Raw genomic sequence first — 18,691 nt, forward strand, 5'->3', positions numbered from 1 at the left:
GGGGAACCGTAACGGGCTCGGGGCCGCTGCGCGGAAACCCCGAGCCCGTTACTGATGCGTGTCGCCTACTTCTTGTCCGGCACCTTGATCGCGCCGGAAATGATCTTGGCCTTCGCGTCGTCCAGCTGGGTCTTGATGTCGTCGATCTTCCCACCGCTGGTGGAGTAGCCGACACCGCCGGCGGCCAGGTCGTAGATCTTCTGACCGGACGCGAACTTGTTGTCCTTCACCGAGGCGATGAAGCCGAACACGGCCACGTCGACCTGCTTGAGCATGGACGTGATGATCACGTCCTTGACGTCGGCCAGGGCCGGCTGGTTGTACTGGTCGGAGTCGACACCGATGCCCAGCTTGCCGTTGGCCTTGGCGGCCTTGAACACGCCGTTGCCCGAGCCGCCCGCGGCCGCGTAGATCACGTCGGCGCCGGCGTCGAACATGCCCTTGGCCGCGGTCTCACCCTTGGCCGGGTCGTTGAAGCCGGTGAAGTCCGGCGGCTGGGTGAGGTACTTCACCTGCACGGTGGCGTCCGGCTTGGTGGCCTTGACCCCGGCGGTGAAGCCGGCCTCGAACTTCTGGATCAGCGGGACGTTGACGCCGCCGACGAAGCCGACGTTGTTCGTCTTGCTCTTCAGCGCCGCGGCGACGCCGACCAGGTACGAGCCCTCGTGCTCGGCGAAGGTCAGGTTCGCCACGTTCTCGGCGGTGCAGTCCGGCTCGAAGTCGTCGATGATCGCGAACTTGACGTCCGGGGTGTCCTTCGCGACCGCGCCGATCGCCTTGCAGTAGGCGAAGCCGACCGCGATGACCGGGTTGTAGCCGTCCTCGGCCAGCTGACGCAGGCGGTCTTCCTTCTGGGCGTCGGTCTCACCCTGGGCCGCCTCGAGCTCCTTGGCCTCGACGCCGAACTCGGACTTGGCCTTGTCCAGGCCGCGTGCGGCGGAGTCGTTGAAGGACTGGTCGCCTCGTCCGCCGATGTCGTAGGCAAGGCCGACCTTGACCGAGGCTGCCGGGGCACCACTGGTGTCGCCGGTACCGCTCGAGCCCGGGTCGTCGTTGCCGCCGCAGGCCGTCAGGGCCAGGCCGAGCGCAAGCAGCCCGGCGGCGAGATTGATTCCTCGCATTCGGCGCAAGGCGTTCTCCTTCCGCTTTCCAAGCGTCCGATATGCCGGACGCTACGTTCATTCGCGAGACCGTACCCCCCTGGTGGAGGTGCGCTACCCGGGGCTGGGAGGCGTGACCCAATTGTTGGGTGGCGCGGGCCGGGCGCGGTGATCCGACCACGGACCGTAGCCTTGCCGGGTGGCCGCGTGACCTCGGCGCCCTGCCCGAGGCGAACCCGCACCTGCACCTGACCGGGTCGATGCGGCCGGCGACCCTGGTGGAACTGGCCGACCGGTACGGCCTACCGGTGCCGTCACCGTTCGTAATGGACGGTGCGCATGACTGGCGGTTTTTCAACATTGTTATGACGCGGCGCGGGCGGGCGGCCGGTCCACGGACGACATTCACCGAATCGTGGGGGGAAGCGGTGGAGGACAACCTGGCGGACGGCCGCGGCTGGGTGGAACTGTTCGGCGCGCACCCGACCGAGCAGGACCGGCTGACCCGATCCGCACTCGGCTCTCGGACGCCGAGTTGGCCACGATCGCCCGGCACTCGGTCGTCGGGTCCTTCGCGCCGCACTCGCTGCGCGACCGCCTGCTGCGCGGCATCGCCGCCTGGCTCGGCTGAGTTGTCCCGAACCCCTCCAGTTGTCCACAGAACGCGTTCCAGTCCGCGTACGCCCGTCGCCGCCTCAGGCACGCTCGGCGCATGACAGCAACAACCCGCGAAATGAGTAGCGCTACTTCAGCGCTACTCGACTACCGTCACACCATGCCCACCATCCAGATACGGAACGTGCCCCCCGAGGCGTACGACGCCCTGCGGAGACGAGCCAAAGCGGAGGGCAAGTCCCTGCAGTCGTACATGCACGAGCAGGTGACCCGACTCGCCCAGATGATCAGCAAGAAGGAGATGCTCACCGAGTACCGGGCAAAGTTGCTGCAGAACCCCCCGCGCAACGTCACCCTCGAGTCGATCGTGGCCGACATCCATGAAGGTCGCCGTGAACGATTTGGTGACTGACGCGTCGGTGCTGGTCTGCATGCTCACCGGGACCACTCACACCGCGGCCGGCCTCACGGACCGGCTGGGCGAAAGCTGGTGCCACGCGCCGCACGTGGTGGACGCCGAGGTTGGCCATGCGCTGCGGCGCAAGGAGCGCAACGGCGAACTGGACTCGCACCGCGCCTTGACCGCTCTGCGGTGCCTCGACCGCACGATCGACGAGCGCTACCCGCACACCAGCCCCATGATCGAGATGGCCTGGCTGCAACGGGAGCGGCTGACTTTCTACGACGCCCTGTACGTGTCCCTGGCGGCCATGCTGCAGGTTCCCTTGCTGACCCTGGACGCGCGGCTGGCCCGCTGCCACGACCTGCCGTGCGAGGTGGAACTGATCATCGACAACTGACGGCATGGCCGCAAGAAGTCTGCCGGGTTCTTGCAGTCCGTTGCCGTAGTATTTCGGCCGTGGCTGGACGGCTGAGTGAGGTTGCCCGCAAGGCAGGGGTCAGTGAGGCGACGGTGAGCCGGGTGCTCAACGGCAAGGCCGGCGTGTCCGACGCGACCCGGACGGCGGTGCTGACCGCGCTGGACGTGCTCGGCTACGAGCGGCCGACCAAGCTGCGCGGCGACCGGGCCCGGCTGGTCGGGCTGGTGCTGCCGGAGCTGCAGAACCCGATCTTTCCGGCGTTCGCCGAGGTGGCGACCGGCGCGCTGGTGCAGCGCGGGTTCACCCCGGCGCTGTGCGCACGCACCATCGGCGGGGTCTCCGAGGTCGAGTTCGTCGACATGCTGCTGGAGCACCAGGTCTCCGGGGTGATCTTCGGCGGCGGCGACTACTCGATCGCCGGCGCCGGGCACGAGCACTACCTGCGGCTGCGCGATTTGAAGCTGCCGGTGGTCCTGGTCAACGCCGGGGTGGACGACCTGGGGCACCCGCGGGTGTCCGCAGACGACGCGGTCGCGGTCGAGCAGGCCCTCGGCCACCTGGTTTCGCTCGGGCACCGTCGGGTCGGCGCGTTGCTCGGCACCGAGGGCCATGTGCCGTCCCGGCGCAAACTCGCCGCGCTGGAGGCGGCGGCCCGGCGCTACGACGGGGTGGAGCACCTGGTCCAGCGGTCGAGCTTCTCGATGGAGGGGGCCAGGGCCGCGGCCACCTCGCTGGTGCAGGCCGGGGTGACCGCGATCGTGTGCGCCAGCGACGTGCTGGCCCTCGGCGCCATCCGGGCGGTGCGCCGCCTGGACCGACGGGTGCCGCAGGACGTGTCGGTGGTCGGCTTCGACGACTCCGCGTTCATGAACTGCACCGACCCGCCCCTGACCACCGTGCGCCAACCCATCGAGGCGATGGGCCAGGCCGCCGTCGATCTCCTGGTCACCCAGATGAACGGCTCCGCCGCCACCCTCCCCGACGAACTCCTCTTCGAACCCGAACTCGTCGTCCGCGGCTCCACCGCCCCCGCACCCCGCACATAGCCACCCACGCACCGCACCCCCTCGCCGCCACCCTTCTCGCCGGCACTCCGCACGTCACCCCACCCCGCGCTTCGCCGTCCGCACAGCCACACCCCGCGCACCGAATCCCGCGCGCCGCCCCCCGCCCCGCACAGTTGCCGCCCGCTCAGCCGCACCCCCGGCACGCACCCGCGCGCAACTGCCACTCGCCGGCACTCCGCACGTCGCCACCGACCTGCGCATCGCCGCGCGCCCGCGCACTCACGCTCCGCGTATCCCTGCACCCACACAGTCGCCCCGCGCGTCGCCAGCTTGCTCGCCCGCACTCCGCACGTGGCCACCGCGTGCCGACCCCTGCGCAGCCGCAGCCTGTGGTCGCGCTCGTTGGGCCCGCTCTGGGCTGGTGTAGGCGGTTTGATTCAGTTATTTCTCTGCTGAGTTGCGTTCTTGCGTAACTCTGTGCTCGTTTGTATGGTCTGGGTCACAAAGTTGTCGACGCCGCTCCAAGGAAGGTGCTGGCGAATGAAGCGATCCACGTTGGGCCGAGGCGCAGGGCTGTTGGTTGTCGCCGTCCTCGGAGTGTCGGCGGCGGCCGGGTGCTCGGAGGGGTCCGCTCCCGCGGCGGGCGGGCCCGTCACGATCACGGTCAACGGCTTGCCGCCGGCGACCGAGGCCGTCGACCGCAAGAAGTTCCTCGATGACAAGGCCGAGTTCGAGGCCGCCAACCCGGACATCAAGATCGATGCTCGGGAGGGTTACATGGACCCCAAGACGTTTGCCACCAAGTTGGCCGGCGGGCAGCTTGAGGACCTCTTCTATGTGTACTTCACCGACCCGGCCAACCTGATCGCCCGCAACCAGGTCGCCGAGATCACCCCGTACCTGGACCAGGTTCCGGCGGCCAAGCAGATCCGACCGGAGCTGATGAAGGTGTTCTCCGGCCAGGACGGCAAGGTCTACGGCCTGCCATGGCGCAACTACTCGATGGGCCTGCTCTACAGCCGCGGCCTGTTCACCAGGGCCGGGCTCGACCCGGCCAACCCGCCCAAGACCTGGGCCGAGGTGCGCACCGCCGCCCAGAAGATCGCCGCGCTCGGCGACGGCATCGCCGGCTACGGCGACTACAGCAAGAGCAACACCGGCGGCTGGCACTTCACCGCGGAGCTGTTCTCGCTCGGCGGCGAGGTGGCGGTCAAGAACGGCGACACCTGGAAGGCCGCGTTCAACAACGACAAGGGCAAGCAGGTGCTGCGCCAGCTGCACGACATGCGGTGGACCGACAACACCATGGGCGAGCGGCAGCTGCTCGAGTACGCCGACCTGATCCAGATGATGGCCTCCGGCAAGCTCGGCATGTACATCGCCACCGGCGACAACCTGAAGGCGATCGTCAACCAGTACAAGGGCGACTACAAGGACTACGGCCTCGGCCCGATGCCCGGCGGGCAGGGCACCCTGGCCGGCGGCGACGGGTTCATGTTCAACGCCAAGGCGAGCCCGGAGAAGATCCGGGCCGGCCTGCGCTGGCTGGCGTTCAAGTTCGACAACCCGGACCGGATCGCGCACGACTACGAATACGACGCGGCCAACAAGAACCCGGTCGGCCTGCCCGAGCCGAACATCTGGACCGGCGAGGCGGCCAAGACCCGCGACGAGGCCGCCACCAAGCTCGCCAACGTGCCGGTGGAGAACTACAAGCCGTTCGCCGACGGCAACACCGGGATCGCGCTGAAGCTGGAACCGCCGAGCGCGCAGCAGATCTATGCCGTGCTGGACACCGCGATGTCGAAGGTGCTGACCGACCGGGACGCGAACATCGATGAGTTGCTCGCCGCCGCGGAGACCCAGGTCAACTCCATCCTCGCCGCGGTCTGACGACGCATGACCGAGCGCCGCGGAGGACCGGGCAACTCCATCCCCGCGGCGAACCGGCGAACGCACGACCGAGAAAGGGGGCGTCCGATGGCGGTCTCCACGGCCCTGCTCCGCCACCGGCGCCCCCGACTCGGCCGGTCGGTGTCCGACAACCTGGTCGCCTACGCCTTCCTGGCCGGCGGCATCGTCTGCTTCGCACTGTTCTCCTGGTACCCGCTGGTGCGCGGCGTGTTGCTGAGCTTCCAACAGGTCAACTTCGTCACCGATCCGGTCTGGGTCGGGCTGGACAACTTCGAGACCCTGTTCGCCGACCCGCTGTTCTGGATCGCCTGGCGCAACACGCTGTTGTTCACCGGGCTGGCCCTGCTGTTCGGCTACTTCCTGCCGCTGTTGATCGCCGTGCTGCTCAACGAGTTGCGGCACTTCAAGGGCTTCTTCCGGGTGGCGGTGTACCTGCCGGTGATGCTGCCGCCGATCGTGACCGTGCTGCTCTGGCAGTACTTCTACGACCCGGGCAACGGTCTGTTCAACACCGTGCTCCGCGGCCTGCACCTGCCCGAGTCGGCCTGGACACAGGACTCGAGCACGGCGATGCTCTCGCTGGTCCTGGTGTCCACCTGGTCCAACATGGGCGCGGCCACGCTGATCTACCTCGCCGCGCTGCAGAACGTCCCCGGCGAGCTGTACGAGGCGGCCGAGTTGGAGGGCGCCACCATCTGGCAGCGGCTGCGGCACGTGACGATCCCACAGCTGCGGTTCGCGATGATCGTGTTGCTGCTGCTCCAGATCGTGGCCACCATGCAGGTGTTCATCGAGCCGTACCAGCTCACCGGCACCACCAACCCGGACACGATCACGGTGATGGTGCTGATCTACCGGTACGCGTTCACCGTCAACCACGACTTCGGCCTGGCCGCCGCCATGACCGTGCTGCTGTTCGTGGTGCTCGGTCTGTTCTCCGCCGCCTACCTGTGGCTGACCAGGGAGCGCCGATGACCGTCATCGCCGCGCCGGCCACGCTGCCGGCCACCCCGCCGCCCCCGCGAGCGCCCCGGGGCCGGCGCACCGAGATCGGCGGAGCGCGCACCCTCGTCTCCCCGGCCAGCCTGCGCTCCCGGCGCGGCCGCGCCGTCTACTTCACCGTGCTCGGCGGCACCGCCGTGGTGTTCCTGCTGGTGTTCTTCTTCCCGCTTTACTGGATGATCACCGGCGCGGTCAAGCATCCGACCGAGCTGGCCCTGCCGACCCCCACGCTGTACCCGCACAGCTTCCATCCGGAGTCCTACGCCGAGGCGTGGGACGAGCTGCGGATCGCGCACTTCTTCGCGAACACGGTCTTCTACGCCCTCGGCGGCTGGCTGTTCCAGCTCGCCTTCGACGTGGCCGCCGCCTACGCGCTGTCCAAGCTGCGCCCGATCCTGGGCTGGCTGGTGCTCGGCATGATGCTGGCCACGCTGATGCTGCCGGCGTCGGCACTGCTGGTCCCGGCCTACCTGACCGTGGCCGACGTTCCGCTGGTGCACGTGAACCTGCTGAACACGCCATGGGCGCTGTGGCTGCCCGGGGTGGCCAACGCGTTCAACATCTATCTGCTCAAACGGTTCTTCGACCAGATCCCGCAGGACCTGGTCGACGCGGCGAGCATCGACGGGGCCGGCCGGATGCGGATCCTGTGGAGCATCGTGCTGCCGCTGTCCCGGCCGGTGCTCGGCGTGGTCTCGATCTTCACGATCATCGCGATCTGGAAAGACTTCCTCTGGCCGCTGCTGGTGCTGCAGGACCCGGAGGTGCAGACGTTGAGCGTGGCGCTGTCCCGATTGTCGATCACCAGTCAGGTCGCGCTGAACGAGCTGCTGGCCGGACTGGTCATCGCGAGTCTTCCGATGGTGGTGGTGTTCCTGATATTCCAGCGAAGCATCCTCAGTGGACTTTCGGCCGGCGGCCTGAAGGGCTGACGACTACCAGAAATGAGTGTGAGCGTGTCCAAAGCAGACAACCAGCCCTGGTGGCGCGACGCCGTGATCTACCAGGTGTACCCGCGCAGCTTCGCCGACGCCAACGGGGACGGTGTCGGCGACCTGGCCGGCATCACCGAGCGCCTGCCATACCTGCGCGGGCTCGGCGTGGACGCGCTCTGGTTCAGCCCGTGGTACCCGTCGCCGATGGCCGACGCCGGCTACGACGTGGCCGACTACCGGGACATCGACCCGATGTTCGGCACCATCGCCGAGGCCGAGGCGCTGATCGGCCAGGCGCACGCCACCGGGATGCGGGTGGTGATCGACATCGTGCCGAACCACTGCTCGGACGCGCACCCGTGGTTCCAGGATGCGCTCGCCGCCGGGCCGGGTTCCGCGCAGCGGCAGCGGTTCTGGTTCCGGCCGGGGCGCGGCCGCGACGGTGAGCTGCCGCCGACCGAGCTGCGATCGATCTTCGGCGGGCCGGCCTGGACCCGGGTGACCGAGCCGGACGGCACGCCGGGCGAGTGGTATCTGCACCTGTTCGCCGCCCAGCAGCCCGACTTCAACTGGGCCAATGCCGAGGTGCGGACCGAGTTCCTGGATGTGTTGCGGTTCTGGCTGGACCGCGGGGTGGACGGGATCCGCATCGACTCGGCCGCCGTCCTCATGAAGGAACTCGATCTAGCCGGCGAGACGGCGTACACGGATGTGGACGGCGTCCACGAAATCTATCGGGAGTGGCGTTCCCTGACCGACGTCTACATGGGTGAACGCGTCCTCATCGGTGAACTGTGGCTGCCGGACCACCAGCGGTTCGCCGACTACCTGCGGCCCGACGAGCTGCACGGTGCGTTCAACTTCGAGTTCCTGTGCTGCCCGTGGGACGCCACCCGGCTGCGCGCCGCGATCGACGAGTCGATGGCCGCGCACGCCCCGGTCAGCGCCCCCGCGACCTGGGTGCTGTCCAACCACGACGTGACCAGGCCGGTCACCCGGTTCGGCCGGACGGACAGCGGGTTCAGCTTCCCGGACCGGCTGCGCCGCCGGGGCCTGCCGCTCGACCTGGAGCTGGGCGCCCGCCGGGCCAGGGCCGGGGCGCTGCTCTGCCTGGCCCTGCCCGGCGCCGCCTACCTGTACCAGGGCGAGGAGCTGGGCCTGTGGGAGGTCGAGGACATTCCCACCGAGCTGCTCCAGGACCCGATGTTCCACCGGTCGGCCGGCGCCGACCCCGGCCGGGACGGCTGCCGGGTGCCGATGCCGTGGTCAGACGTGGAGCCGCCGTTCGGGTTCAGCCCGCGCACCGCGACCAGCCCGCCGTGGCTGCCGCAGCCGCTGGCCTGGAAGGACCTCACCGTCGAGGCGCAGACCGGCGACCCGCACTCGATGCTGGAGCTGTACCGGGCGGCGCTGCGGATCCGGGCGGCCGAGCCGGCCCTCGGCGACGGCGAGCTGCGCTGGCTCTCCGCGCCGGAGGGGGTACTGGCCTTCGCCCGGGACCCCGGGTTCGCCTGCGTGGTCAACCTCTCGCCGGCCGCCGTCCCGCTGCCGCCGCACGAGTCGGTGCTGCTGACCAGCAAGCCGCTCGACGGCGCGGCACTGCCACCGGACACCGCGGCCTGGCTGCGCCGGTAGGAAGGCCGGTACGGGTCAGTTCCAGAACACGGCCAGGCCGACGTTGAGCACGACCAACCCGAACAGTGTGAACGGCACCCAGCGCGGCGGCGGCACCTTGCGGACCACGTACACGGTCGCGATCACCCCGATGGCGATCAGGACGAGCAGCTTGATGCCCAGCTTCACGTGGTTGTAGTCGGCATCGGTGAGCGGGGCGAGCAGTTGCAGGGCCAGGCCGGTGACCAACTGCAGCCCGGCGCCGTGCAGCCAGCCGACGGACAGGTTTGCCCCGGCGCCGGCCCGCAACTGCAGGAAGAACATCGCCACCAGCATCGCCATGCCGAGCAGGTGCAAGAAGACCAGCAGGTCCTGGACGAATCCCACGGATTGTCTCCTCTGCCTCGAATCCCGCCGCCGACAACGTACCGGGCAGGATGATCGCATGCGTACTTCCGCGGCCGCGCTCGGCAGCGCGCTGTTCTTTCTGGCTGCCCCGGTCGTGGTCGCCGGTGTACTGCCGTGGTGGCTTGCCGGCTGGTCGCCCGGCCGCACCGCGCCGCCGCTCGCCGTCCTCGGCGGCGTCCTGGTGGCCGGCGGGGCGGCCGTGGTGGGGGACGCCTTCGTCCGGTTCGTCCGGGACGGCCGGGGCACCCCGGCACCCGTCGCCCCGACCGAGCGGCTGGTGGTCGGCGGGCTGTACCGGTTCGTGCGCAACCCGATGTACGTCGGCGTGGTGACCGCGATCGTCGGGCAGGCGCTGCTCCTCGGCCGGCTGTCGGTGTGGCTCTACGCCGGGCTCGCCTGGCTGGTGATGGCCGCGTTCGTGCGGTGGCACGAGGAGCCGAACCTGCGCGCCCGGTTTGGGATTGATTACGAAGCGTATAAGCACGCCGTACCTGCATGGGTGCCGAGAACACGTCCGTGGGAACCGTAAGGAGGGAGGGTCGGCGCAGCAGGAGTTACCGGCGCGTCCTACTCTGCTCTCGTGCGTAGCACCGCGAGTCGATCAGTACAGACCCTTGTGGTCTCGCTGTTCGTCCTGATCATCGCCGCCCTGATCACCACGCCGGGCGTATCAGCGACGGCCAGGAGCCCGCGCAAGGCGCAGCCGGGGGACAACCCGGCGGAGTCCGGCTGTCCGAATCGGGCGGTGCCGCCCGCCCCGGTGGACACGTCCGAGGAGCCCCCACCGGGTGAGGAGCGGCCCTCGCCGCTGCCGGTGCCGGCCAGCCCGGTCGGCGGGCCCCGGATGGGCGAGTGCGGGCCGGTCTTCCCGACCGGCGCGGCCGAACCGCCGGCGATCACCGCCGCGTCCTGGATCATCGCCGACCTGGACACCGGCGAGGTGCTGGCGGCCAAGGATCCGCACGCCCGGGAGCGGCCGGCGTCACTGATCAAGGTCCTGCTGGCGATCGTGACGATCAGGGAGCTGCGCCCGGACATGGTGGTGGTCGGCACCCAGGAGGACGCCGACCAGGAGGGCACTCGGGTCGGCATCGGTCCGGGCGGCGAGTACACCGTCCGCCAGCTGCTCTACGCCCTGGTCATGCACTCCGGCAACGACGCGGCGCACGCGCTGGCCCGGGCGCTCGGCGGCGTGCAGGTCGCACTGGACAAGATGAACTCCGTGGCCAGGGAGCTGGGCGCGTTGGACACCCGGGCGGCCACCCCGTCCGGCCTGGACGGGCCCGGGATGACCACCTCGGCCTACGACCAGAGCCTGATCTTCCGGGCCGCCATGAAGCACCGCGAGTTCGCCGAGGCGGCCGCCACCCGCCAGATCGACTTCCCCGGCTACGCCAGCAAGCCCGGCTTCAAGGTCAACAACGACAACCGGCTGCTGCTCAACTACCCCGGCTTCGTCGGCGGCAAGACCGGCTTCACCGACGACGCCCGGCACACCTACCTCGGCGCGGCCAAGCGGGGCGAGCACCGGCTGGCCGTGGTGCTGCTGCGCGGCGAGCGCGCCCCCGGGCCGCTCTCCGACCAGGGCGCCAAGCTGCTCGACTACGGCTTCGCACTGCTGAACGCGGGCAGCCGGCCGGTAGGCGAGCTGGTCGACCGGGCGCCGGAGGTCCAGCCCAAGGGCGAGGTCAGCAGCGACGAGAGCGCCGAGCTGCTGCCCGCATCGGCCGACAGCTCGGAACCCGAGGTCGCCGCCGGCCGCACCGCGTTCGGCAACGTCGGCCTCCCGCTGGTGGCGCTGGCCGGGGTGGCCGCGTTGATCACCTCGGCGATGTGGTGGCGGCGGCGCAGGGCCCGGGCGGCCCGCGCGGCCGCCGACGCCTGACTCAGCGCCGCCGGCGCCGGTCCCACAGCGCGCCGAGCACCATGCCGGTACCCAGCAGCGCCGCACCGTCCCGGAACCGCGGTCGCCGCTGCACCTCGACGACCGGGCGGATCACCACCGGCTCCGGCCCGGGTACCGGCAGCTCCGCGATGCTCTCCTTGGCGGTCGCCGTCCAGGCCGCGACGAACAGCAGCAGCCGGGACACCAGGTTCGCGAACAGCAGCAGGGCGATGATCTGGCCGAAGAACGCCAACGTCGGCGAGTCCTTGACCAGCGTGAAGATCAGCGTGGCGCCCTGCTTGAGGACCTCGAAGCCGACCGCGGCGAAGACGGCGCCGCGCATGGCGGCCCGCGCGCTCACCCGCTGACGCGGGAACCGGGTGAGGATCCACAGGAACAGCAGCCAGTTGGTGATCAGGGACAGCGCGATCGTGGCCAGCAGCAGCAGGAACATCGCCCAGCCGTCGTCGTCGAGGCCCAGCCAGCGCAGCACGACGTCGCCGAGCGCGGTGCCGGCCGTGGTGATCGCCAACGAGATCAGCAGCGCCAGCCCCAGGCTGATCAGTGACAGCAGGTCGGACAGCAGGTTGCGCAGGAACGGCCGGTCCGGGATGGCCTGCTGCCACATGGCGCTCAACGCGTCGCGCAGGCTGGTCATCCAGCCAAGTCCCGAGTACGCCGCGATCAGCAGACCGACCACGCCGACCGAGGTGCGCGCCTCGATCGCCTGCTCGATCAGGTCGTTGACGAAGTCGGCGAACGCGGGTGGCGAGGCCTCGGTGATGCTCTTCTGGATCTCGGCCAGCAGGTCCTGGTTGCCGGCCAGGATGAACCCGGCGCCCGCGAACGCGATCATGACCATCGGCAGCAGCGAGAGCACGCTGAAGTAGGTGATCGCGGCGGCGTAGTGGTCACCGTTGCGCGTGATGTAGCCGTCGCCCGCGCGAATCAGGTGGTCGATGCCCGGCCGGTTGCGCAGCCTGACCCAAATGGACTCTTTCCGTGCTGCCACAACGGCAGACGGTAGCTCAGCGCACCGGCGGAAGCAGCCCCAGCCGGTCGTAGACGGAGCTCAGCGTCGCCGCGGCGACCTCCCTGGCCCGGTCCGCACCCCGGGTGAGGATCTTGTCCAGCTCCGCCGGATCGTCCATATAGGACCGGACCCGTTCGCGGATCGGGGTGACCCACTCGACCAGCGCCTCGGCGAGGTCCTTCTTCAGGTCGCCGTAGCCGCGGCCGGCGTAATCGTTTTCCAGCTCGGGAATGGTGCGGCCGGCCAGCGCCGAGTAGATCACCAGCAGGTTGGACACGCCGGGTTTGCCCGCCGGGTCGTAGACGATCTCCCGGCCGGTGTCGGTCACCGCGGAGCGAATCTTCTTGGCGGACACCTTCGGCTCGTCCAGCAGCTCGACGATCCCGGCCGGGCTGGACGCCGACTTGCTCATCTTGGCGCCCGGCTCCTGCAGGTCGTAGATCTTGGCCGCGTCCTTGAGGATGTACGCCTCTGGCGGGGTGAACACCTTGCCGAACCGGGAGTTGAACCGCTGGGCCAGGTCCCGGGTGAGCTCGAGGTGCTGGCGCTGGTCCTCGCCGACCGGAACGTACTGCGGGCGGTACAGCAGGATGTCCCCGGCCTGCAGGGACGGGTAGGAGAACAGCCCGATGCTGACCCGGTCCGTGCCCTGCTTGGCCGACTTGTCCTTGAACTGCACCATCCGGCTGGCCTCGCCGAACCCGGTCAGGCACTGCATCACCCAGCCGAGCTCGGCGTGCTCGGCGATGTGGCTCTGCACGAACAGGGTTGCCCGCTCCGGATCGAGGCCGATGGCCAGCAGCTGCGCGACCGATGCCCGGGTGCGCGTGCTGAGCTGTTTCGGATCGTGCGGGGCGGTGAGCGCGTGCAGGTCGGCGATGAAGTAGAAGACGTCGTGGGTCTCCTGCAGCGCCACCCACTGACGGATCGCGCCGAGGTAGTTGCCGAGGTGGAAGGACTCACCGGTCGGCTGGATGCCGGACAGCACACGGGGACGTTCGGTCGACACGCCGGAATTCTCCCAGAACCGGCCGGACCGCCGGGCGCCGGATTCCCGCCGTACGGCGGTTGCCCCGGCTTCCCTTTGCGCGGCAAGGTTCACCCGCCCGGCCGCGCTGCCGTCGCAGGCGGCGGCGGTGCGGCCATCGTCCGTTCATGGAGGTACTACTCGTGCAACGAAGACTTCGCATACGCGGCCTGGCCGCTGCGGTAGTCATGGCCTCGGCCGCGGCGCTCACCACAGTGGCCGCCACGCCCGCGGCCGCGCAGGAAGCCCCGGCCGCGCACTTCGCGGTGCTCGGACCGCAGGGGGCGGGCCTGGCTCGGACCGAGGCGTCGATCGTGGCTGCCGGCGGCACCATCCTCAAGAGCTGGCCGCAGATCGGCGTCGTGATCGCCACCTCGCCGAGCATCGTGTTCGCCCAGGCGCTGCGCCGGATGCCCGGCGTGCAGGGCGTGGGGGCGACCCGCGCGCTGGTCGAGTTCGTCCCGCCGGTGCCGGCCGCGAACCGGGCCGCCACCGACCTCGAGGCGATCGAGAGCACCAACCCGACCGCGGGGGTCGGACCGGCGGCGTTCGAGCCGCTCGAGGCCAACCAGTGGGACATGCGACTGATCCGGGCGGACGCCGCCAGCGTGGTCTCCGGGGGTAGCCGCAACGTGCTGGTCGGCGTGCTCGACTCGGGCATCGAGGCCACCCACCCCGATCTCGCGCCGAACCTGGACGCGGCCAACTCGGCCGGCTGCGTCTCCGGCATTCCGGACCCGGCGCCGGCCGCGTGGGCGCCGACGAACAGCACGCACGGCACGCACGTTGCCGGCTCGATCGCGGCCGCCCGCAACGGCGTCGGGATCGCCGGTGTGGCCCCCAACGTGCGGATCGCCTCGGTGAAGGTGGTCAACGACGACGGGTTCATCTACCCCGAGGCCGCGATCTGCGGGTTCATCTGGGCCGCCGAGCACGGCATGGACGTCACCAACAACTCCTACTTCATCGACCCGTGGTTCAAGTGGTGCCGGGACGACCCGGACCAGCGGGCGGCCGCCGAGGCCGTGCGCCGGGCGGTGGACTTCGCGGCCGGCCGGGACGTGGTGAACGTGGTCGCCCTCGGCAACGAGAACTGGGACCTGGCGCACGAGGTGGTCGACCCGGGTAGTCCGAACAACCAGACCCCGATCGAGCGCACCGTTGGCAACGACTGCCCGATGCTGCCGCAGGAGATCAGCGGCGCTGTCGGCGTGTCGGCGGTCGGCGCCGCGGCGCGGAAGTCGTTCTACTCCAACTACGGCCTCGGCGACACCGAGATCGCCGCGCCGGGCGGTGACTCGCTGGTGATCCCGGAGACCCCGGACCGCAACGGCCGGGTGCTCTCCACGATCACCGGTGGGCGCTGGGGCTACGCACAGGGCACCTCGATGGCGTCGCCGCACGCCGCCGGGGTGGTCGCGCTGATCCGCAGCACGCACCAGAACTGGAACGCCAACCGGGTGATCCGGGCGCTCGAGGCGCAGGCCGACCGCCTGGCCTGCCCGCCGAACCCGTACGACCCGACCGGTGACGGCTCGTTCCTGGCCACCTGCCAGGGCGGCGGCAGCGGCCGCGGCTTCTACGGAGCCGGTCTGGTTGACGCGCTGGACGCGGTCACGAAGTAACCGGTGCCAGGGGTTGGGGCGCAAACACGCCATTGCGCTCCAACCCCGGGATCCGGTCGCATGCTCGGGGTCAGGCGACGCTCTCGCCGCGCACCGGCTCCACGATCTTCTCGATCACCGCGGTGGGCGCCTCGGACCGGGACACCACGGTCCGGCGCCGCCGCAGCAGGCCCGTGACCAGGCCACCGATGCCCATCAGCACCGCCGCGACCCCGACCGGGCCGGCGATGTTGAACCCGTCCGCGGCCGCCGGCACCGCGGCCAGCCCGTCCGCGCTCGCCTGACCGGCCGCCGCCAGCAGAATGCCCGGCGGAACGGTCAGTACGGCCGCCACCCGCGCCAGCACCGGTGTCCGACCGTGGATCGGGTGGACCCCATGCGAGGCAACTCGGTTGCGCATTGTTCGCGCCTCCTGGACTGTCACCGGCTTTGGTTCATCCGACTGGGGGAGCGTAGTCCCCGATCGAGCGCCGACTGCTCAACCCCACGTGTTGAGTTCGGTGCTCCCGTTCATCGCGGGGCGAGCGTAGCGCCCACGCCGCGGGGCCACACTCCCGGGTGCCCCGACAGTGGGAATGCCTCCACCCGATCGGATCTACCGACAAACACGTCTCGGTGACAATGTGGCGCCGCGTGGCAACAAAGTGTCACGCACCGTTCCCGATTCACCCTGCAGCGGCTACAGCCGCAGAATCGAGAAGAAGACCGATGAAGAAACTCCGTTTCGCCACGATCATCGCCGGGGCGCTGCTGTCCCTGGTCGGCGTCACCCCGGCCGCCACCGCGGCCCCGCCGCCCGACCCCGAGCCGGGCGTCACCCCGATGATCATCGACGGCACCACCGCCACCAGCGGGCCGTGGGCCGCCCGGCTGTTCCTCAACGGCCGCCAGCAGTGCAGCGCGACGATCATCGCGCCGACCTTCATCCTCACCGCGAAGCACTGCGTCTCCGGCGCCGGCACCTACACGTTCCGGATCGGCAGCCTGGACCAGACCACCGGCGGCACCATGGCCACCGGCACGACGATCACCCGGCACCCCACCGCCGACATCGCGGTCGTCCGGCTGGACCGCAGCGTGTCGGCGACCTACTCGCCGCTGGGCACCACGACCAACGTCGCGGTCAACCGGACCGTGCAGATCTACGGCTGGGGCGCAACCTGCACCGGTCAGCCGGAGATCAACTGCCAGGCCCGGCTGCTCAAGGTGGCCAACGTCGTGGTCACCTCGGTGAGCTGCAGCGACGCGTTCGGCGGCATCGCGGTCTGCGCCCGGCGCGGCAACGGCATCGCGGCCGGCGGCGACTCCGGCGGCCCGATGTTCGGCGGCGGCCGCCAGGTCGGCGTGGCCTCCACCAGTGACCGGGCCACCCGCACCGCCTACACCAACATCACCCGCTACCGCAGCTGGATCCAGTCGGTGGCCGGCGTCTGATCGAATTTCCCGGACGGGAGCGCGACGTGGGCGTTGCGCTCCCGGCCGGTCAGGGGCGGCGGACCGAGAAGCCCTTGCAGTTGGGGTCGTCCACGTCGCCGCTGAGCAGCTTGACGTCCGAGGTGAGCGGGCTGGTGACGACGAGGTCGACCATCACGTAGCCGTTCGGCTGGTCGATCCACTTCTCCTGGCGGAACTTCAGCTTCCCGCCGGTCAGGCCGCCGACCATCTGGTAGCTGCCCTTGGCGGCGTTGGGATTGCTCGGCAACGGATAGAACTCGAACAGGGTGGGCAACGCGGCGCCGTCCGGTTCCTTGATGGTGAGCTTGAGGCCGGTGTTGCCCTGGCCGCAGGTGTACTCGCCCTCCCAGACGCCGACCAGGTCGGCCGGCGCGACCTCGCCGGCCGGCCGGGAGGCCGACGGCGGGGCGACCCGGCTGGGGCGGCTCGGCCGGGTGCTCGGCCGGGCCGCGGCCCTGGACGGAGTGCTCACGGCGTTCTCGGCGGCGACGGCCTCGCCGACCACCGGCGACCCACCGCAGCCTGCGGTGAGCAGCGACGTGACCAGCACGGCAAGCCCCAGTACCGGTAAACGATCTCGACGCACGGGTGCGACGGTACTCAGCCGCAGGGCCGCCCGGGTACGGGTTGGGCGAACTCGGCGGAAACCCAGCGGTTCTCGGCGAGCTTGCGGAAGCCGTTCTGCACGACCTGCTCGGCGTCGGCCTGCTGGCCACGGGTGAGCCGGCCGACGATCTCGGTGTCCGTCCCCGGTCCGGCGCGCACCCGCAGCACGTCGGCGGTCACGGTGATCTGGCACTGGTTCGGGTCATCGGACGGCTGGCTGCCGGTGGCGTTCTGGCCGTCCGAGCCCATCACGTAGAGCGCGACGACGGCGACCAGTCCACCGCCGAGCAGCAGCGGTCGTTTCGGGAACTTGGCCATCGCCACCGCCTTCGTGCACTTTCCGAGACAACTGTTGCACCCAGCGTGAGACCGCGCAATGGACGCGCGCACCGGCGCGCGTCCAGCACGTGTCAGGCCATCCGCGCCTGAAGGTTCGTGTCCAAAGTGGACAGAAACTCCTCGGTCGTCTGCCACTGCTGGTCGGGGCCGACCAGCAACGCCAGGTCCTTGGTCATCTTGCCGCTCTCCACCGTCTCGATGATCACCCGCTCCAGCGTCTCGGCGAACTGCACCACCTCCGGAGTGCCGTCCAGTTTGCCGCGCGCCTCCAACCCCCGGGTCCAGGCGAAGATCGACGCGATCGGGTTGGTCGAGGTCGGCTTTCCGGCCTGGTGCTGGCGGAAGTGCCTGGTCACCGTGCCGTGTGCGGCCTCGGCCTCGACCTTGCCGTCCGGGGTCATCAGCACCGAAGTCATCAGGCCGAGCGAGCCGAAGCCCTGCGCGACCGTGTCGGACTGGACGTCGCCGTCATAGTTCTTGCAGGCCCAGACGTAGCCGCCCTCCCACTTCAGCGCGGCGGCCACCATGTCGTCGATCAGCCGGTGCTCGTAGGTCAGCCCGGCGGCGTCGAAGTCGGCCTTGAACTCGGTGTCGAAGATCTCCTGGAACACGTCCTTGAACATGCCGTCGTAGGCCTTGAGGATCGTGTTCTTGGTGGACATGTAGACCGGGTACTTGCGCTCAAGGCCGTAGCGGAACGACGAGCGGGCGAAGTCCTCGATCGAGCGGCGGTAGTTGTACATGCCGACCGCGACCCCGCCGCCTTCGGGGAACCGGGCGACCTCGAACTCCATCGGCTCGCCACCGCCGTCCGGCGTGTAGGTGATGGTCAGCGTGCCGGGACCGGGCACCTTGAAGTCGGTCGCCTTGTACTGGTCGCCGTGCGCGTGCCGGCCGATGATGATCGGCTTGGTCCAGCTGGGCACCAGCCGCGGGATGTTGCCGATCACGATCGGCTCGCGGAAGATCACGCCGCCGAGGATGTTGCGGATCGTTCCGTTGGGGCTGCGCCACATCTTCTTCAGACCGAACTCGGCCACCCGGGCCTCGTCCGGGGTGATCGTGGCGCACTTGACGCCGACGCCGTGCTTGGCGATCGCGTTCGCGGCGTCGATGGTGACCTGGTCGTCGGTTGCATCCCGGTGCTCGATGCCCAGGTCGTAATAGTCGAGGTTGATGTCCAGGTACGGGTGGATCAACTCGTCCTTGATGAACTTCCAGATGATCCGGGTCATCTCGTCACCGTCGAGCTCGACGACCGTGCCCTGGACCTTGATTTTGGCCATCTCCCGGGAGGCTCCTCTC

General features: G+C 69.8%; 19 protein-coding genes and 1 pseudogene. 12 read left to right on the plus strand and 8 right to left on the minus strand.

The window, feature by feature from the left end; all coding sequences use genetic code 11:
• Positions 1 to 65: 65 nt before the first annotated feature.
• Positions 66 to 1,121, minus strand: coding sequence for a BMP family ABC transporter substrate-binding protein (locus tag VFV67_RS24910; RefSeq protein ID WP_326473100.1), 1,056 nt, complete (start codon positions 1,119 to 1,121; stop codon positions 66 to 68).
• 128 nt (positions 1,122 to 1,249) lie between these two features.
• Here VFV67_RS24910 and VFV67_RS36865 point away from each other — a divergent pair.
• The 8 genes and pseudogenes from VFV67_RS36865 to VFV67_RS24945 form a co-directional block, all read left to right on the plus strand.
• Positions 1,250 to 1,414 (plus strand): annotated as a pseudogene (locus VFV67_RS36865) (hypothetical protein); the annotation flags it as partial.
• Between the two features lie 461 nt (positions 1,415 to 1,875).
• Complete coding sequence (locus VFV67_RS24915) at positions 1,876 to 2,127, plus strand: FitA-like ribbon-helix-helix domain-containing protein (protein ID WP_326473056.1); 252 nt, start codon at positions 1,876 to 1,878, stop codon at positions 2,125 to 2,127.
• Positions 2,108 to 2,515, plus strand: a complete 408-nt coding sequence (locus tag VFV67_RS24920) for a type II toxin-antitoxin system VapC family toxin (protein ID WP_326473057.1) — start codon at positions 2,108 to 2,110, stop codon at positions 2,513 to 2,515. The genes VFV67_RS24915 and VFV67_RS24920 overlap by 20 nt, the downstream gene beginning before the upstream one ends.
• 59 nt (positions 2,516 to 2,574) lie before the next feature.
• A complete protein-coding gene (locus VFV67_RS24925) occupies positions 2,575 to 3,582 on the plus strand; it encodes a LacI family DNA-binding transcriptional regulator (protein WP_326473058.1) in 1,008 nt (335 codons plus the stop codon).
• Between the two features lie 501 nt (positions 3,583 to 4,083).
• Positions 4,084 to 5,436, plus strand: a complete 1,353-nt coding sequence (locus tag VFV67_RS24930; RefSeq protein WP_326473059.1) for an ABC transporter substrate-binding protein — start codon at positions 4,084 to 4,086, stop codon at positions 5,434 to 5,436.
• Between the two features lie 87 nt (positions 5,437 to 5,523).
• Positions 5,524 to 6,432, plus strand: a complete 909-nt coding sequence (locus VFV67_RS24935; RefSeq protein WP_326473060.1) for a sugar ABC transporter permease — start codon at positions 5,524 to 5,526, stop codon at positions 6,430 to 6,432.
• Positions 6,429 to 7,391, plus strand: coding sequence for a carbohydrate ABC transporter permease (locus VFV67_RS24940; protein WP_326473061.1), 963 nt, complete (start codon positions 6,429 to 6,431; stop codon positions 7,389 to 7,391). Before VFV67_RS24935 ends, VFV67_RS24940 begins: the two co-directional genes overlap by 4 nt.
• A 24-nt stretch (positions 7,392 to 7,415) precedes the next feature.
• Entirely contained in the window at positions 7,416 to 9,029 is a 1,614-nt protein-coding gene (locus VFV67_RS24945) for an alpha-amylase family glycosyl hydrolase (protein WP_414636344.1), read from the plus strand.
• Between the two features lie 15 nt (positions 9,030 to 9,044).
• On the opposite strand, the gene VFV67_RS24950 is transcribed toward VFV67_RS24945, so the two are convergent.
• A complete protein-coding gene (locus VFV67_RS24950) occupies positions 9,045 to 9,395 on the minus strand; it encodes a hypothetical protein (protein WP_326473063.1) in 351 nt (116 codons plus the stop codon).
• A 58-nt stretch (positions 9,396 to 9,453) separates the two neighbouring features.
• Between VFV67_RS24950 and VFV67_RS24955 the strand changes: the two genes are divergently transcribed.
• Complete coding sequence (locus tag VFV67_RS24955; RefSeq protein WP_326473064.1) at positions 9,454 to 9,945, plus strand: isoprenylcysteine carboxylmethyltransferase family protein; 492 nt, start codon at positions 9,454 to 9,456, stop codon at positions 9,943 to 9,945.
• Between the two features lie 51 nt (positions 9,946 to 9,996).
• Complete coding sequence (locus VFV67_RS24960; RefSeq protein ID WP_326473065.1) at positions 9,997 to 11,301, plus strand: D-alanyl-D-alanine carboxypeptidase family protein; 1,305 nt, start codon at positions 9,997 to 9,999, stop codon at positions 11,299 to 11,301.
• Position 11,302: 1 nt separating this feature from the next.
• Here the strand turns inward: VFV67_RS24960 and yhjD are convergent, their stop codons facing one another.
• Together yhjD and trpS are read right to left on the minus strand one after the other, a co-directional pair.
• The gene (gene yhjD, locus VFV67_RS24965; RefSeq protein WP_326473066.1) at positions 11,303 to 12,313 is read right to left on the minus strand and encodes an inner membrane protein YhjD; all 1,011 of its coding nucleotides are present in this window, start codon (positions 12,311 to 12,313) and stop codon (positions 11,303 to 11,305) included.
• A 16-nt stretch (positions 12,314 to 12,329) separates the two neighbouring features.
• Entirely contained in the window at positions 12,330 to 13,343 is a 1,014-nt protein-coding gene (gene trpS, locus VFV67_RS24970) for a tryptophan--tRNA ligase (protein WP_326473067.1), read from the minus strand.
• 146 nt (positions 13,344 to 13,489) lie between these two features.
• Here trpS and VFV67_RS24975 point away from each other — a divergent pair, with 146 nt between their 5' ends.
• Positions 13,490 to 14,986, plus strand: a complete 1,497-nt coding sequence (locus tag VFV67_RS24975) for a S8 family peptidase (RefSeq protein ID WP_326473068.1) — start codon at positions 13,490 to 13,492, stop codon at positions 14,984 to 14,986.
• A 70-nt stretch (positions 14,987 to 15,056) separates the two neighbouring features.
• Here VFV67_RS24975 and VFV67_RS24980 read toward each other — a convergent pair whose 3' ends face one another.
• A complete protein-coding gene (locus tag VFV67_RS24980) occupies positions 15,057 to 15,332 on the minus strand; it encodes a hypothetical protein (protein WP_326473069.1) in 276 nt (91 codons plus the stop codon).
• Positions 15,333 to 15,694: 362 nt separating this feature from the next.
• Here VFV67_RS24980 and VFV67_RS24985 point away from each other — a divergent pair, with 362 nt between their 5' ends.
• On the plus strand, positions 15,695 to 16,420 hold the full coding sequence (locus tag VFV67_RS24985; RefSeq protein WP_326473070.1) for a S1 family peptidase: 726 nt from the start codon (positions 15,695 to 15,697) through the stop codon (positions 16,418 to 16,420).
• 49 nt (positions 16,421 to 16,469) lie between these two features.
• On the opposite strand, the gene VFV67_RS24990 is transcribed toward VFV67_RS24985, so the two are convergent.
• The 3 genes from VFV67_RS24990 to VFV67_RS25000 all read right to left on the minus strand — a co-directional run bounded on the left by VFV67_RS24990 (position 16,470) and on the right by VFV67_RS25000 (position 18,672).
• Positions 16,470 to 17,027 (minus strand): hypothetical protein, encoded by a 558-nt coding sequence (locus tag VFV67_RS24990; RefSeq protein WP_326473071.1) that lies wholly within the window; start codon positions 17,025 to 17,027, stop codon positions 16,470 to 16,472.
• Positions 17,028 to 17,041: 14 nt separating this feature from the next.
• Positions 17,042 to 17,365 (minus strand): SH3 domain-containing protein, encoded by a 324-nt coding sequence (locus VFV67_RS24995; RefSeq protein ID WP_326473072.1) that lies wholly within the window; start codon positions 17,363 to 17,365, stop codon positions 17,042 to 17,044.
• Positions 17,366 to 17,457: 92 nt separating this feature from the next.
• A complete protein-coding gene (locus VFV67_RS25000; protein ID WP_326473073.1) occupies positions 17,458 to 18,672 on the minus strand; it encodes an NADP-dependent isocitrate dehydrogenase in 1,215 nt (404 codons plus the stop codon).
• Between the last annotated feature and the right edge of the window lie 19 nt (positions 18,673 to 18,691).

It is taken from the genome of Actinophytocola sp., from assembly GCF_035762905.1.
Lineage (GTDB): Bacteria > Actinomycetota > Actinomycetes > Mycobacteriales > Pseudonocardiaceae > DASYTH01.